Origin of the sequence: Rhodococcus sp. IEGM 1307, assembly GCF_030056915.1 — a bacterium.
GTDB lineage: Bacteria > Actinomycetota > Actinomycetes > Mycobacteriales > Mycobacteriaceae > Rhodococcus_F > Rhodococcus_F opacus_D.
The window spans coordinates 1-15,802 of sequence record NZ_JASHKW010000009.1 but is presented as its reverse complement, the minus strand read 5'-3'; the positions used below and the strand labels follow the sequence as shown (position 1 = coordinate 15,802).

Here is a 15,802-nt window from a genome sequence, read left to right as displayed (position 1 = left end):
GCCCGAAACGACTCCAAATCTAAAGGGGCACAACCATGACCGAATACACGCTGCGAACCATTGTCGATGGCTACTCGTACCTCGAGGGCCCCCGCTGGCATGACGGACGTCTCTGGTTTGCGGACTTCTACACCCACACCGTGAATGCCGTGAACGCCGACGGCAGCATCGAACTTGTCGCGACGGTCCCGCACCAACCCTCTGGGCTCGGTTGGCTGCCGGACGGGCGGCTGCTGATCGTGTCGATGAAGGACCGCAAGGTGCTGCGTCAAGAGTCGGACGGCACACTCGTCGAGCATGCCGACATCCGCGACCTATGCGGTGGCCATGCCAACGACATGGTCGTGGACGCCCAGGGAAGGGCCTACGTGGGCAACTTCGGATTCGACCTCATGGGTGGGGCGCCACACGAGCACACCACTGTCGTCCTCGTCGACACCGACGGAAGCGCCTCGATCGTCGCCGACGGACTGTCATTCCCCAACGGCATGGTCATCACTCCCGATGGCTCAACCCTGCTGGTCAACGAATTGTTCGGCAATCGGATCTCGGCATTCGACATCCACCCGGACGGTACGCTCGGCGAGCGAATCGAATGGGCCGGCTACGGAGATCTCGGTGCCGAGCCCGACGTCGGCGCACGACTCGAGGCCGCCACGATCGTGCCCGACGGTCTGACCCTGGACGCCGAAGGCGCCGTGTGGATTGCCGATGCCGGGAACAACCGAGCGGTGCGGATCGCCAAGGGCGGCGAAATCCTCGACGAGGTCAGCACCGCACCCGACGGGGTGTTCGCGGTCGCGCTCGGCGGCGACGACGGGCGCACCCTGTTCTTGTGCGTCGCACCGAATTTCGACGAGAACGAACGCACCGCAACCCGGCTGGGGCGCATGCTCGCCACCGAAGTGGACGTACCACACGCCGGACGCCCCTGATCCTCCGGATCCCGCGGCGGAACCGTCTCCCGCAGCGGGTTCGGCGTTGATCTCACATCTCAACTGACCAAGGAGCCCCGGGGTGTTCACTACCTCCTTCACACGGATCTTCGACGTGGAGCATCCCGTCGTCTGTGGCGGCATGACTGCGGTCGGCACTGCCGACCTCATCGCCGCCGTCGCAAACGCGGGTGCTCTCGGATTCCTCTCCGCTCTCTCCCAGCCGACACCCGAAGCCTTGGCCGAGGAGATCGCAAGATGTCGGTCCATGACCGACCGACCCTTCGGTGTCAATCTGACGATCCTGCCAACCCTCAAACCAGTTCCCTACGAGGACTACCGCGCTGTCATCATCGACTCCGGCGTGGGCGTCGTCGAAACGGCGGGTAGCAACCCCGCTCCCCATCTGCACGCCTTCGCCGCCGCCGGCATCAAGGTAATCCACAAGGCCGTCTCCGTTCGCCACGCGCTGAAGGCGGAGCAGCTTGGAGTCGACGCGGTCAGCATCGACGGGTTCGAATGTGCCGGCCATCCCGGAAACGACGACGTCCCCGGTCTCGTCCTGATCCCTGCCGCCACCCGCAAATTGTCGATTCCCGTCATCGCCAGCGGCGGATTCGCCGACGGTGCCGGCCTGGCGGCGGCTCTGGCATTGGGGGCCAGCGCAATCAACATGGGAACCAGATTCGTCGCCAGCACAGAGGCGACGGTCCACGAGAACGTCAAACGCCAGATCACCGTCAACGACGAACGATCCACGCAACTGGTGTTCCGAGAGTTCAACAACACCGCCCGCGTCGCCCGCAACTCCATCTCGGAGAGAATTTCCGAGATCTCCGCGCTTCCGAACGCAACATTCGACGACGTCGCCGATCTGGCCTCCGGGGTGCGCGGTCGCCAGAAGGTGCTGGCCGGCGGTGACGTGGATGCCGGCTTGTGGTGGGCCGGGCAATCACAGGGACTGATCGACGAGATCCTCACCTGCGAGGAGATCGTGACCAGCACGGTCAACCAAGCCCATGATCTGATCGTGAACAGACTTCCCCAACTTACGGGTGCCATCCGATGATCCGCACCGTGGATGCCGAGTACGAGACGATCGCCCTCGAGCTGCGCGACGGCGTGCTGATCGTGACGCTGAATCGATGAGCTCGAGCACCTCTTCCGGGCCGTCAATGACGACGACGATGTCAACGCCGTGGTGGTGACCGGCTCGGGCCGCGCGTTTTGCGCCGGTATGGATCTCACGACCGACGGCAACGTGTTCGGCCTCGACGAGACGTTGGAGCCGACCCTCCACGATATGGGTGACTTGCAGGACCCGGTCATTGCCCGCGGCGTCCGCGACACCGGTGGTCGGGTCACACTTGCGGTGTTCGACTGCCTCAAACCCGTGATCGCCGCCGTCAACGGCCCCGCTGTGGGCATCGGAGCCACCCTGACCTTGTCCATGGATGCCCGACTCGCTTCCACAGCAGCACGATTCGGATTTGTCTTCGGACGCCTCGGGATCACACCCGAAGCAGCCTCGACCTGGTTCCTGACGAGGATCGTCGGACTCGATACCGCGCTCGACCTCGTGTACTCCGCCGACATCCTCGACGCGGCCGACGCGGCCGAGATCGGCCTGGTTCGCTCGGTCCACCCGCCGGACGAACTTGTCGATGCGGCGGTTGCACTGGCACATCGCTTCACTCGCGATCGGTCGCGTGTCGCGACCGCCCTGGCCCGGCAGATGATGTACCGCAACGCGCTTCCCGATCACCCCGCCGAAGCTCACCGCATCGATTCACTCGCGATGTTCTACACCAGTATCGGAGATGGAAAAGAAGGTGTCCAAGCATTCCGAGAGAAGAGGAAGCCCCAGTTCAAGGGACGCGTATCCACCGACCTTCCTGACTTCTACTCCGACTGGATAGAGCGGTAGCGCCGCTGAGACATAGGCTGTGATGCCGCTCGCGGAATACGGGTAGCACCTTTTCGTCGTCACTGCGTACCGGTCAGCGAATCCCAGCAGTGTCGACGAGCCCACGGGTGCCCGATGGCTCGCTACTGATCGTCTTGCCCACCTCATCGACGAAGGCATCCATGTCGCCGACCCGGAAGTCCGTGGCAACGCGGTACCAACGAGAACACGAACGGCATGGTTCGCCAGTACTTTCCCAAGAGCACCGACTTGCGCACCTACGCCATCGACGACCTGCGACGGGTCTAGGACCTTCTCAACAATCGGCCGCGCAAGAGTTTGCACTGGGCCACACCGGCAACGGCTTTCGCCGCTCGACTGCCACAATGATTACGCAAGCGTTGCGGCGGCCACTCGAATCCGCCCGGTCGTCTTCAGTGACCAGATTTGATCCACCCGATGTCTCGGTCATGTCGATCGCAGAGCATCTCGCCACTGCAGAACCTCGGGAGCCAGTGCTGTTCTGCCCCTCACTGGTGAGGTGGGCAAGTACGGTGCCACGAGGTCGGGGTGGATGCCGACACAGAAGCTGAGTTCCATGCTCTACGTGCAGAGTTGGGCAGAAGTGTCCGGATTCGCTACAGGCACTGTTCCGGTCAAAGATGTTGCTGCAGTGGCATGGTGCATGCAGGCTGATGAACTGACCGTTCGCCACGCGAGGCGTGCGTGAACGTGTGCCCGGTGCCTTCCGCGTGTCCGGTGGATCGATATCGGACAGTCCCAGGTTCTCGAACGACCCTAGCGTATGTGATGTCGGTCATACGAACCGGCCGGACCGGCACACATCGATCTGCTCCTCGGCGCGGGTCCCAGGCATTTCACTCAAGGAGGCAACATGGCCACGATATCGATCCATCCAAGGGAACTCGACGAGACGAACGGCGTCTTGGACGTCCTCGTCGTCGGAGGCGGCTTCGCGGGTCTGTATCAACTCGATCAACTTCGTTCACGCGGATTTTCGGTGAAGGTCGTCGAAGCCGGTGACTCGCTTGGGGGCATCTGGTACTGGAATTGCTACCCGGGTGCTCGAACCGACAGCACCGGGCAGATCTATCAGTACTCACGCGAGGACCTGTGGAAGGAATGGAGTTACGATGAGCTCTACCCGTCGTGGTCCGGTGTGCGCGACTATTTTGCCTACGTCGACGGCAAGCTCGATCTCTCTCGAGACATCATCTTCAGTACCCGGGTGACGTCTGCGGACTTCGACGGCGAGCGGAACCAATGGACAGTGCGCACCGATACCGGCCGGACGCTGCGTGCCAGGTCTGTGGTGATCTGCACTGGATTCGGTGCCAAGCCGTACATTCCCAACATCAAAGGGCTCAACAGCTTTGCCGGCGAATCTCACCACACCGCTCTGTGGCCCCAAGAAGGTCTGGACATGGCCGGCAAACGCGTGGGGATCATCGGCACCGGGTCGAGCGGCGTTCAGGTCACCCAAGAGGCCGCCGCAGACGCCGAACAGATCACCATCTTCCAGCGGACGCCCAACCTTGCGCTGCCGATGCGGCAGCAACAGTTGACAGGCCAGCTCAAGGAGAAGCTGAAGGAGCACCTTCCCGAGCGATTTGCCCAGCGCCGGAGGTCGTTTGCCGGATTCGATATGGACTTCATCCAGAAGAGCGTGTTCGAAGTCTCGGACGAAGAGCGAACTGACACCTACGAACAGATGTGGGCTACCGGCGGTTTCGAGTTATGGCTCGCCAACTATCAAGATATTTTGCTCGATGAACACGCGAACCGCACCATGTACGATTTCTGGCGCAACAAGGTCCATCAGCGCGTCACCGATCCGGTCAAGGCCGAGAAGCTTGCCCCGAAGGATCCGCCCCATCCGTTCGGGACGAAGCGACCCTCGCTGGAGCAGAACTTCTATGATGTGGTGAACCAGGAGAACGTCGACATCGTCGACGTCAACGAGGATCCGATCGAGCGGATCTCCCCGACGGGGGTCCAGACCAGGTCCGGTCTACGCGAGTTCGACATCCTGGTGTTCGCGACAGGTTTCGACGCGAACCGCGGTGGCATCACGTCGATCGATATCCGAGGCACCAATGATCAACTCCTGAGCCACAAGTGGTCCGAGCGGCTCGATACCTTCATGGGACTCGCCACTGCAGGATTCCCCAACCTGATGTTCGTGTACGGCCCGCAGAGCCCTGCTGGATTCTGCAACGGGCCCACTTGCGCGGAGGTGCAAGGAGAGATCGTTGTCGACTTCCTGACCCACGTTCGCGACGGCGGATACCAGCGGTTCGAGACCAGCGAGGACGCAGAGCAATCATGGACGGCGCACGTGGAGGAAGTCTTCCACATGTCGCTTTTTCCGCGGGCCAAGTCTTGGTATCACGGGGCAAACATTCCCGGTAAGCCGAGCCAGATGCTCAACTACTCTGGCGGCCTTCCTTCCTACTTCGACCACTGGGAGGAAAACGTCGCGGCCGGATACAAGGCATTCACACTGTCCTGATCACGCGCGCGAGCCGCCGGCCCGACGATCGTCCGGCGGCCGCTCGTCGGCAATGGCCCCAAAGCGGCGCAACTGCTGTTAGAGCTTGTGGATGCACGAGCTCGAGCGCCGCGGTTTGTCGGCGGAGCGCGGACCACCACGCCCCCGAACGGACCCCTCAACCACGACCGGAAACGTCCGGAACGAGCAAGGACGGACAGCGCGGTGGCCGCTGATGCTCAATCATCTATGGAAATCTGCACCGTACGATCACACGGTGTGGTGGTCGGCGACCGGTAATACGTGACCTCGGACGAGTTCCTTTCGCGTCCCGGCGATCTACTGGTTTTCCGGACCGCCGGTCCGGGGTCAGAGCAGTAGATGGAAGATGTCGAAGGCGACGTTCCATTCGGCGGTGCCGGGGTTCTTGCGGTCCGGATCGACCGTGACAAAGGTATGCGCCAGCGCCACGCTCAAGCCTCCGGCGATCAGCGGCAGTCGCTGCTCGGTCTCCTCGGAGAGAGCCACGTCCAACGGCGGGCGGGCCGTCAGTTGATCGAGCAGAGGTTGAAGTTCGATCTCCTCGTCCAGTTTTTCGAACCGGTGGATGCTCTCCTGCAGCCCCTTGGTGATCGGCAGGTCCCACGGTTCGATCACGTCACGCAGGTTTGCCTTTGCCGAGGCTTTGCCGATGAGGATCAAATCGTAGATCTTGTCGTCGATGAAATCCGTATAGCGCTTGAGGTCGTTCCGGTCGACCTGTAGTCCAGCCGCTGCCCGGAAGAACCGCTGGAATTTCACGGTGCCCATCACTGGCATGTCGTCAGCTCCTTTCGAAGTATTCATGGATTTGGCGTACCGCCATCGCTCCTTCACCGACTGCGGATGCGACTCGTTTCACCGAGCCGCGGCGGACGTCGCCCGCCGCGAACAGGCCGGGCAAGCTGGTTTCGAGCGTCCTGGACAGCCCGGCGCTGATCGGCCGGTTGCCGTCTCCTCGGGCGTGGACCGCGTCCATGCCCGTGAGGACGAAGCCGTGGTCGTCGAGTGCGATCGCGTCGGCCAGCCACCCGGTGTGCGGCGTCGCCCCGATGAAGACGAACAGGGCATGTACCCGGATCGTGTCCTGGTCGCCCGTGCGATTGTCCTCGACCACGATTTCGTCGAGGTACTTCTGACCGTGGACCGCACGAATCTCGGTGTTCCGGTGCACGGTGACGCGCGGGTGGTGCTCGATCTGGTCGACCAGGTATCGGGACATGCTCTTTCCGAGGTCGTCGCCGCGGATGAGCAGGTGGACGTGGGAGACATGGTCGGCGAGGAAGACGGTGGCCTGGCCGGCGGAGTTTCCGCCGCCGACGATAGCCACCGGGTCGGTGCCGCACATCCGCGCTTCCTGATGGGTCGCGGCGTAGTACACGCTCGTCCCCTCCAGTTCCTCGATCCCCGGAACGGCCAACTTGCGATATCGCGCCCCGGTGGCGAGCACGACCGCCCGGCCGCGAACCGCGCCGCCGTCCGCCAGTCGGAGCACATGGTTCCCGGCCTCGGATCCCAAACCGGTCACCTCCGCCGACACCAGGATGCGGGCGCCGAACTTACCGGCCTGGATTACGGCCCTCTCGGCCAATTCGGAGCCGGAGACCCCTGCCGGGAAGCCCAGATAGTTCTCGATCCGGGAGGAGGTACTGGCTTGGCCGCCGGCGGCGATCGACTCCAGTGTCACCGTGTTCAACCCGTCCGAGGCGCCGTACACGGACGCGGCCAGACCGGCTGGTCCGGCACCCACGACGACGAGGTTGCACACGTCCTGGGCTGCGTCCGGGACCGAGTCCGGGACCGGAAGCCCGACGATGCGTGCGAGTTCCGCATTCGTCGGATTGCGCAGCACCTTCTCGCCGTGCCAGATCACGACGGGAGTGTCCTCGGGGGCGACGTCCAGGCTGCGCAGCAGCTGCTCCGCCCGTTGGTCACGCTCCAGATCGATCCACCTGTGGGGCAATCGGTTTCGCATGGCGAACTCGCGAAGCCGCAACGTGTCCGGCGAATAGCAGGAGCCGATGATCCGGAACCCCGAGCCGAGCCCGATCAGTAGGTGCCGGCGCACCAGGTAGGCGCGCAGGATCAGATCGCTGAGCACGGGATCTTGGGCCACCAGCTCGCGCACCCGCTCGGCCGGGACGACGAGGACCTCGCCGTCCTCGATCGCTTCGGCGGTGAAGAACGCCACCTGGCCTTCCAGCAGTCCGAGCTCGCCCAGGAAGCGGCCTGGACCGTGCACGCGCAGTATCCGGCGTTCGCCGTCCCCGTCGCCCTCGTCGATGACCGCGACCTTGCCGGAAAGGATGACGAAGAAATCGTTGCTGGGCGCGCCCTCTCGGATCAGCACCTCACCGGCGCGAACCGATCGACGCGTGCCACCGGTCTCGAGGCTCGCGACCTGGTCGTCCGTCAGCCGCGGAAATGCTCCGACCGCATCCGGAGTCTCGTCGTCGACCGGCGGACTGTTGCCGACGGGTCCGGCGTCCTCAGACGAAGTTCTGGTCGACATAACACCACCGCCAATCTTCACCTGGCTCCATCGACTGGACGATCGGATGGCCGATGGCGTGAGCGTGCGCGCTCGCGTGCTTGCCCGGCGAAGAGTCGCAGCAACCGACGTGTCCGCACGTCAGGCACAGCCTCAGATGCACCCACGGGGTGCCGAGGCGAAGACATTCCTCGCAACCCTGCGGGGTCCGGGGCACCACGTCCCGGATCGCGGTCACGTGTGGGTCGGCATGGACATAAGTCATGACTTCGCCTCCTTGCCTGCATCTTCCGAGAGCGCCTGATCGAGCCACGTGCGCAGCTGGGGTACCGGAGCTGCGCCCGCCTGACGAGCGAGGACCTCACCCCGGTCCATCACCAGCAGAGTCGGTACGGCGCGGACGGTGAAGCGTTCGGCCGTCTGGGGCGCAGCATCCACGTCGACCTTGACCAGCTTGATCTGACCTGCGCGTTCTGTGGCGAGCTGCTCGAGCGCCGGGCTGACCATGCGGCACGGGCCGCACCACGTCGCCCAGAGATCGACGAGCACAGGCACCGAGGACTTCTCGGCGACCTCCGCGAAGTCGCCGTCCCCTGCCGAGGCGATCCAGGGCAGCGGCTCGTGGCAGTTCCCGCAGCGGGGTCTTCCGTCCCCGGCCGCAGGCACCTTGTTGATCTTACCGCAGTGCGGGCACTTCACCTTGTCGGATCCCATGACGACACCTCTTCTCAGGCCGCCGCGACGGCGGGTTCCGCATACGCGACGGCGAGCTCGCCGCCGTCCACCGTGACACTGATGGTGCCACCCGGTGCGATTTCGCCCCGCAACAGCGCACGACCGATCTTGGTCTCGACCTCGTGGGCGATGTACCGCCGCAGCGGCCGCGCACCGTAGACCGGGTCGAAACCGTGTTCGGCGATGAGCCGGCGTGCTTCCGGCGTGATATCCAGGTGTATCTGGCGCTCCGACAACCTGTTCCGAAGATCGGTGAGCTGCAGCTCGACGATGTGCTCGATCTGGGGCAGCGTGAGCGGGGTGAACAACACGATGTCGTCGACCCGGTTGAGGAACTCGGGACGGAAGTGCCCGCGCAGTTCCGCCAGCACCCGCTCCCGGGCGTCCGGCTTGATCTCGCCGTCGGCTGTGACTCCCTCGAGGAGATGCTGGGATCCGATGTTGGAGGTCATGATGATCACCGTGTTCCGGAAATCGACTTGCCTGCCTTGAGAATCGGTGATCCGGCCGTCATCGAGCACCTGCAGCAGGGTATTGAAGACGTCGGCGTGGGCCTTCTCGATCTCGTCGAAGAGCACCACGGAGTACGGCTTGCGGCGCACCGCCTCGGTGAGCTGGCCACCCTCGTCGTACCCGACGTACCCGGGGGGCGCACCGATGAGCCTGCTCACTGTGTGCCGCTCCTGGTACTCGCTCATGTCCAGGCGCACCATGTTGTCTTCGCTGTCGAAGAGGGCGCTGGCCAGCGTCTTTGCGAGCTCGGTCTTTCCCACCCCCGTCGGTCCCAGGAAGATGAACGAACCGATCGGCCGGCGCGGATCACGGATGCCGGACCTCGCCCGGATCACCGCGTCTGCGACCAGTTGCACCGCCTCGTCCTGACCGACGACCCTCTCGTGGAGAATCTCGTCGAGCTTCAACAGCTTCTCCCGCTCACCTTCCTGCAGCCGGGCGACCGGGATACCCGTCCATGCGGCCACGATCTCTGCGATCTCGTCTTCGGTGACCACTTCACGCAGCAACGGATTCCGGCCCTGCCTGGTAGCCAGTTGCTCCTCCGCCGCCTCGAGCCTGCGCTCCAGCGCGGTGATCTCGCCGTACCGCAACTCGGCGGCCCGATTGAGGTCGTAGTTGCGTTCCGCCTCCTCGGCCTCGTGGCGCAATCGTTCCAGCTCTCCCCGCAGCTCCTGCACCCGCCGGATCGCCTGCCGCTCCGCCTCCCACTGAGCGTGCCGGGCGTCGGCCTCGGCCCGTAGATCGGCCAGCTCCTTACGTAGCTCTTCGAGGCGCGTCTTGCTGGCCGCGTCCGTTTCCTTGGACAGGGCGGCCTCTTCGATCTCCAGCCGGGTCACCTTCCGGGTGAGCTCGTCGAGTTCGGCGGGCATCGAATCGATTTCGGTGCGTAGCCGGGCGCACGCCTCGTCCACCAGATCGATCGCCTTGTCCGGAAGGAAGCGGTCGGTGATGTACCGGTGCGAGAGGGTCACGGCGGCCACCAGTGCTCCGTCCTGAATCTTCACGCCGTGAAACACCTCGAGGCGTTCTCGAAGTCCGCGCAGAATCGAGATCGCATCCTCGGCGCTGGGCTCGTCGACGAGAACCGTCTGGAAGCGACGCTCCAGTGCCGCATCGGATTCGATGTGCTTGCGATACTCGTCGAGAGTGGTGGCACCGATCATGTGCAGTTCGCCGCGGGCGAGCATCGGCTTGAGCATGTTGCCGGCGTCGAGAGACCCTTCGCCGCCGACTGATCCCGCACCGACCACTGTATGTAACTCGTCGACGAACAACAGGATGTGCCCCTCGGCCGCCTTCACCTCGGACAGCACCGCCTGCAGTCGCTCCTCGAACTCGCCGCGGTACTTCGCACCGGCCACCAGGGAACCCATGTCGAGCGAAAAGATCGTCTTGTCGCGCAGGCCCTCGGGCACGTCGCCGCGGACGATCCGCTGGGCGAGGCCCTCGACGATCGCGGTCTTACCAACGCCGGGGTCGCCGATCAGCACCGGATTGTTCTTCGTCTTCCGGCTCAGGATCTGCGTTACCCTGCGGATCTCGGCATCTCGGCCGATGACCGGATCGAGTTTGCCTGCCCGCCCCTCGGAGACGAGGTCGCGTCCGTACTTCTCCAGCGCCTCGTACGCCCCTTCCGGGGTGGCCGAGGTGACGCGCTGATTGCCGCGCACTTTCGTCAGCGCCGTGAGGAAGGCGTCTCGTGTGACCCCATGACTGGCGAGGACCCGTCCGGCCGCGCTGGCCGACCCCTCCTCGGAGAGGGCCATCACGAGATGCTCCACCGACACGTAGGAATCCTTGAGTCGCTTCGCCTCCCGTTCCGCGGCGTCGAGCAGCTTGGCCAGGCGCTGGGTGATCGTCACCTGACCGGGTGTCGCGCCGGGGCCGCTGACCTTCGGCCTACGCGACAGTTCACGTTCCAGATCGGATCGCAGGGCATCGACGTTCGCGCCGGCCTGCTCGAGCAGTCGGGGTACCAACCCTTCCTGCTGATCGACCAACGCGAGCAACAGGTGCTCTCCGTCGACCTCGGTGTGACCCATTCTGGTCGCGACGTTCTGGGCTTCCTGCAGGGCTTCTCGTGACTTTTCAGTCAGGCTGCCGGTGTCCATGGGGGTGTCCTCCTTCTGCGGGAAGCTGCTTCGAGTTTCTCGATTCGATCCAGCAGATCGAGCACGAGCCCGATTGCCGAGTAGTTCAGGCCCAGGCCGGTCCGCAGCCGTTGGATGCGGGCGGCGTGGACCACTTCGGATGGTTCGAATGACATCTCGCCGCCGGCGTCGCGGTGGGCGTCGAGCAGGCCGAGAGCCACAAGCTTTCGTGCCAGGTCGGGGTGCAGCCCGGTACGTTCGGCGAAGGCATCTGGCGACAAACCGGCACGGCGAACCAATACGTACTGGGTGACCGGGGTCGGGGTGCTCATGTGTCTTTCCTCGGATCGAAGTTCGATTCGGTGGCCAACTGCTCGAACAGCTCGCGTTCGCGTGCTGTCGGTTTCGGCGGCACCATCACCTTGATTTCGGCGTAGAGGTTGCCGTTGGCGCCCCGCGGATTGGGCATTCCCTCTCCGCGCAGGCGAAGCTTCCTGCCCGTCGACGAGCCCGGCACCACTTTGACTTTCGCCTCGCCACCCGGGGTGGGAACGACGACGGTCGACCCGAGGACCGCCTCCCATGGCGATACGGGCAGGTCGACGTAGATGTCCCGGCCCTGGACGCGGAACCGGGGATGCGGCTTGATCCGCACCACGAGGTACAGATCCCCGGGCGGCGCGTCACCGTTGCCCCGGCCGCCTTGCCCGGCCAGCCGGATTCGCTGTCCGTCCAGGACACCGGCCGGAATGTCGACGTCGTACTGCCGGCCGTCCAGTCTGAGAGTGCGTTTGCCGCCCCGATACGCCTCTTCCAGGGGCAGTTCCAGTTCCGCTTCCTGATCGGCGCCGGGGATCGGCCCGTACCCGCCACCGCCGCCGAACATCTGCCCGAAGAGGTCCTCGAAGTCGACGCCGCCCTCGCCACCGACACCGTGACCGAAGTGCACCCTTCTGCCCCCGCCCCCACCGCCGTACCCGCCGCCGCCGAACCCGCCGCCGTACCCACCGGCGCTTGCCCGGACCCGTTCGTCGTAGTCCTCGGGCACACGCCGGAAGTCGTCACCGAATCGGTCGTAGCGTTTCCGGGTGTCCGGGTCGGACAACACCTGGTAGGCCTCGTTGGCCTCCTTGAACTTGTCCTCCGCAGTGGGGTCCTTGTTCACGTCGGGGTGGTACTTGCGGGCCAGCTTGCGGTAGGCCTGCTGGATTTCGTCGGTGCCGGCGCCCCGCGGGACCCCGAGCACTTCGTAGTAGTCACGCGCCATCGGTGCTCACCCCTCGGGGCGGCTGACGACCACCGCGGCGGGACGCAGTTGCCGCCCGTCCTCTCCATAGCCCGGGCGCAAGACCTCGACCACGGTCCCGGAGGGAAGGTCGGGTTGGGCCACCACACTGACCACTTCATGGAGCTCCGGGGAGAACGGCACACCGACCTCGTCGTGGCGCTCGAAGCCGAACCGTGAGAGCACCTGCACCGCCTGATCCCGGATCGCCTTCACACCCTCGACGACGGTCTGAGGATCGCTGCCCGCATGGGCCAGCGCAAGCTCCAAATTGTCCAGTACCGGCAGCCACGCCGCGGAAACCTTCGCCACCTCCGCGGCGCGTTCACGATCCAGATCCTTGGCATACCGCTTGCGCAGGTTGTCCAGATCTGCGAGGGCCCTGCGCCAGCGGTCCTCGAGTTGAGCCAACTCGGCCCCCGTGTCGGTGCGATCCGGCGCCGTCTCGGTCTGATCCCCGTCGGTACCGTCGGTAGCCGGCTCGGTCGTCGAATGATCTGCAGACCTTTCCATCGTGTGCCTCAGCTTCGATCGAATTCGGCGTCGATCACGTCGTCGTCATCCGACGACGCAGCCTCTGCGCCGCCGGCCTGGTGTCCGTCGCCGCCGTCCTGGACTGGCGCGAGCCCGTAGAGCAGCTGCTGGAGCTCCGAGGTCAGGGGCTCTACCTCCGCGGGTGAAGCACCGTCTTTGACGGCCTTCCTGGCGTCGGCGATCAGCATCTCGGCCCGCGCCTTGTCGTGCGGTGGCGCACTGTCACCGAGTTCGGCGAGTCGCCGTTCCACTTGATAGGCAACCGAATCGAGCGCGTTGCGTGCGTCGACCGCCTTGCGCAGCGCCTCGTCCTCACCCCGGTTCCGTTCGGCCTCTGCCAGCATGCGCTCGACGTCACTCTGGTCCAGGTTGCCCTGCTCACTGATCGTGATGCTCTGCTCCTTGCCGGTGTCCTTGTCGCGGGCGGTGACGTTGAGGATGCCGTTGGCGTCGATATCGAAAGTGACTTCGACTTGGGCCTCGCCACGTGGCGCGGGGCGGATGTCTTCCAGCCGGAACCGGCCGAGCACCCGGTTGTCGGCAGCCCGTTCGCGTTCGCCCTGCAGCACCACGACGTCCACGGCGGACTGATTGTCTTCCGCCGTGGAGAACACTTCGCTGCGCCGGGCCGGGATCGTCGTGTTGCGCTCGATGATCTTGGTCATCACCCCGCCCTGCGTCTCGACGCCGAGGGACAGCGGGGTGACATCGAGCAACAGCACATCGGAGACCTCGCCCTTGAGCACGCCCGCCTGGACTGCGGCACCGAGCGCCACGACCTCGTCCGGGTTGACGCCCATGTGGGGGTCCTTACCGCCGGTGAGCCGGCGAACCAGCGCCTGCACCGCCGGAATACGTGTCGAACCACCGACCAGGATCACCTCGTCGATGTCGTTGGCGGTGACCTTGGCGTCACTCATCGCCTGCTTCACGGGGTCGAGGCAGCGTTCCACCAGATCCGCCGTCAGATCCTCGAACTTCGATCGCATGATCGTGGTGGTGAGGTGCTTGGGACCGTTCGCGTCAGCGGTGACGAAGGGCAAGTTGACCTGGGCCTGTGTCACCGAGGACAACTCGACCTTGGCTTTCTCCGCGGCCTCGAAGAGGCGCTGCAATGCCTGCGCATCCTTGCGCAGATCGATATTCTCCGCACGCTGGAATTCGTCGGCGAGGTAGTCCACCAGGCGTCGGTCGAAGTCGTCGCCGCCGAGGTGGGAGTCGCCGGCCGTGGAACGAACCTCGACCACTCCCTCGCCGACATCGAGCAGACTCACATCGAAGGTGCCGCCGCCGAGGTCGAAGACCAGTACGGTTTCGTGGGTCTGCTTGTCCATGCCGTACGCCAGTGCCGCAGCGGTCGGCTCGTTGATGATCCGCAGAACCTCGAGGCCAGCGATCCGGCCGGCGTCTTTGGTGGCGTTGCGCTGCGCGTCGTTGAAGTAGGCCGGAACGGTGATGACCGCTTCCTTGACCTTCTCACCGAGGAACTTGCTCGCGTCGTCGACGAGCTTGCGCAGCACGAGGGCGCTGATCTCCTCCGGCGCGTACTTCTTTCCCCGCACGTCGAATCGGGCCTCACCGTTGTCACCCGGCACGACGTCGAAGCTGACCGCTTTGGCCTCCTCGGAGATCTCGTCGTAATGACGTCCGATGAAGCGTTTCGCCGAGTAGATCGTTCCCTTCGGATTCAAGATCGCCTGCCGTCGGGCAAGCTGACCCACCAGGCGCTCGCCGCTCTCGGTGAACGCCACCACCGACGGCGTCGTCCGCGCTCCCTCGACATTGGAGATCACCACCGGCTCGCCGCCTTGCCAGCTTGCGATGACCGAGTTGGTGGTGCCCAGGTCTATACCCACAGCAGTCGCCATGACTCATTCCTTTCGATCGGTCCGGCCGGTGAGCAAGCGGACGGCTTCGTCCGCGACCTCGACATCGGCGAGGACTTCGTAGTGACGTGGTTGTAATGACTGGATTGAGGTGAAGTCGCGCCGGCCGCCCTGCAGCGCATACATGAGCAGGCCGAGCAGAGCGCCGACAACGGCACCGAATACCAACCCGTAGAAGGCGAGCGCGAGGCCCGTGAGCAGCGGCTGGACCCAATCGAGTAACCCGAAGATCCAGCCGAACAGCGCACCCGTCAACGCGCCCGCGGCGGCGCCGCGCAGAGCGGCCCAGCCGTAGTTCAATCGGCCGACGATCTGCTCGACCAGCTCGATGTCGCGACCGACGATGGCCAGTTTGTCTACCGTGAAATGCTGGTCGGAGAGGTAGTCGACGGCGCTCTCGGCGTCGGCATAGGTGTCGAATGTCGCAATCACCTGGCGTGCAGGTGGGTGTGGACTTACGGCGGAGGTTCCGCCACTGGACTCTGACATCACGCCCCCTAGGCGTCGATGACTTGGGATTCGCCGAGCCCGCGTACCAGTTCGGCGTTCGGTCGATCAGTCAACCGTTTGAGCTCACGGAGGCTCAACCGCCTGAGAGTTCCTCATCCGCCTCTGGGCGTCATCAAGATTCGCCTAATGGGCGTCCACACAACGGGAGACAGTGGCGTCCACACCTCACCCAGGGCATAGACGTCCGCCGGAACCCGCTCGAGGTGGCCGGTACGCGCACTCCGGGCATCAGTACTACTCGGGGAATTCCATGAGTTGAACTCCCGATAGGAAATTTTCGCAGCCGAAGGAGGTGGGTCACAAGGCCCCGCGTTGACTCATCCAAAATGCCCGCGTAAGCCCCTTCGTTGCCTCACGTGAGAA

13 protein-coding genes and 2 pseudogenes are annotated in these 15,802 nt (G+C 64.6%); 5 read left to right on the top strand and 10 right to left on the bottom strand.

The window, feature by feature from the left end; genetic code table 11:
• The first annotated feature begins 35 nt into the window (after positions 1-35).
• The 5 genes and pseudogenes from QM841_RS18755 (at position 36) to QM841_RS18735 (ending at position 5,374) form a co-directional block, all read left to right on the top strand.
• Entirely contained in the window at positions 36-935 is a 900-nt protein-coding gene (locus QM841_RS18755; RefSeq protein WP_283333067.1) for an SMP-30/gluconolactonase/LRE family protein, read from the top strand.
• 82 nt (positions 936-1,017) lie between these two features.
• On the top strand, positions 1,018-2,004 hold the full coding sequence (locus QM841_RS18750; RefSeq protein ID WP_283333066.1) for an NAD(P)H-dependent flavin oxidoreductase: 987 nt from the start codon (positions 1,018-1,020) through the stop codon (positions 2,002-2,004).
• Positions 2,001-2,862: pseudogene (locus QM841_RS18745) on the top strand (crotonase/enoyl-CoA hydratase family protein). The gene QM841_RS18750 and the pseudogene QM841_RS18745 overlap by 4 nt, the downstream one beginning before the upstream one ends.
• Positions 2,863-3,033: 171 nt before the next feature.
• Positions 3,034-3,231: pseudogene (locus tag QM841_RS18740) on the top strand (transposase); the annotation flags it as partial.
• A 505-nt stretch (positions 3,232-3,736) separates the two neighbouring features.
• Entirely contained in the window at positions 3,737-5,374 is a 1,638-nt protein-coding gene (locus QM841_RS18735) for a flavin-containing monooxygenase (RefSeq protein WP_283333065.1), read from the top strand.
• Positions 5,375-5,722: 348 nt separating this feature from the next.
• On the opposite strand, the gene QM841_RS18730 is transcribed toward QM841_RS18735, so the two are convergent.
• The 10 genes from QM841_RS18730 to QM841_RS18685 are packed head-to-tail and all read right to left on the bottom strand — an operon-like array spanning position 5,723 to position 15,418.
• The gene (locus QM841_RS18730) at positions 5,723-6,163 is read right to left on the bottom strand and encodes a DUF1931 family protein (protein WP_280779761.1); all 441 of its coding nucleotides are present in this window, start codon (positions 6,161-6,163) and stop codon (positions 5,723-5,725) included.
• 13 nt (positions 6,164-6,176) lie between these two features.
• Positions 6,177-7,904, bottom strand: coding sequence for an FAD-dependent oxidoreductase (locus QM841_RS18725; protein WP_283333064.1), 1,728 nt, complete (start codon positions 7,902-7,904; stop codon positions 6,177-6,179).
• A complete protein-coding gene (locus tag QM841_RS18720; RefSeq protein WP_280779583.1) occupies positions 7,882-8,148 on the bottom strand; it encodes a ubiquitin carboxyl-terminal hydrolase 14 in 267 nt (88 codons plus the stop codon). The genes QM841_RS18725 and QM841_RS18720 overlap by 23 nt, the downstream gene beginning before the upstream one ends.
• Positions 8,145-8,597, bottom strand: a complete 453-nt coding sequence (gene trxA, locus QM841_RS18715; RefSeq protein WP_005259202.1) for a thioredoxin — start codon at positions 8,595-8,597, stop codon at positions 8,145-8,147. Before trxA ends, QM841_RS18720 begins: the two co-directional genes overlap by 4 nt.
• A 14-nt stretch (positions 8,598-8,611) precedes the next feature.
• Positions 8,612-11,245, bottom strand: coding sequence for an ATP-dependent chaperone ClpB (clpB, locus tag QM841_RS18710; RefSeq protein ID WP_283333063.1), 2,634 nt, complete (start codon positions 11,243-11,245; stop codon positions 8,612-8,614).
• Entirely contained in the window at positions 11,227-11,556 is a 330-nt protein-coding gene (locus QM841_RS18705; protein WP_005259200.1) for a chaperone modulator CbpM, read from the bottom strand. Before QM841_RS18705 ends, clpB begins: the two co-directional genes overlap by 19 nt.
• Positions 11,553-12,491 (bottom strand): DnaJ C-terminal domain-containing protein, encoded by a 939-nt coding sequence (locus QM841_RS18700; protein ID WP_283333062.1) that lies wholly within the window; start codon positions 12,489-12,491, stop codon positions 11,553-11,555. Before QM841_RS18700 ends, QM841_RS18705 begins: the two co-directional genes overlap by 4 nt.
• A gap of 6 nt (positions 12,492-12,497) precedes the next feature.
• Entirely contained in the window at positions 12,498-13,022 is a 525-nt protein-coding gene (locus QM841_RS18695) for a nucleotide exchange factor GrpE (protein WP_005259196.1), read from the bottom strand.
• A gap of 8 nt (positions 13,023-13,030) precedes the next feature.
• Positions 13,031-14,911: a molecular chaperone DnaK gene (dnaK, locus tag QM841_RS18690; protein ID WP_268790282.1), complete on the bottom strand. Its 1,881-nt coding sequence runs from the start codon at positions 14,909-14,911 to the stop codon at positions 13,031-13,033.
• A gap of 3 nt (positions 14,912-14,914) precedes the next feature.
• Entirely contained in the window at positions 14,915-15,418 is a 504-nt protein-coding gene (locus tag QM841_RS18685) for a YflT domain-containing protein (RefSeq protein ID WP_005203454.1), read from the bottom strand.
• Between the last annotated feature and the right edge of the window lie 384 nt (positions 15,419-15,802).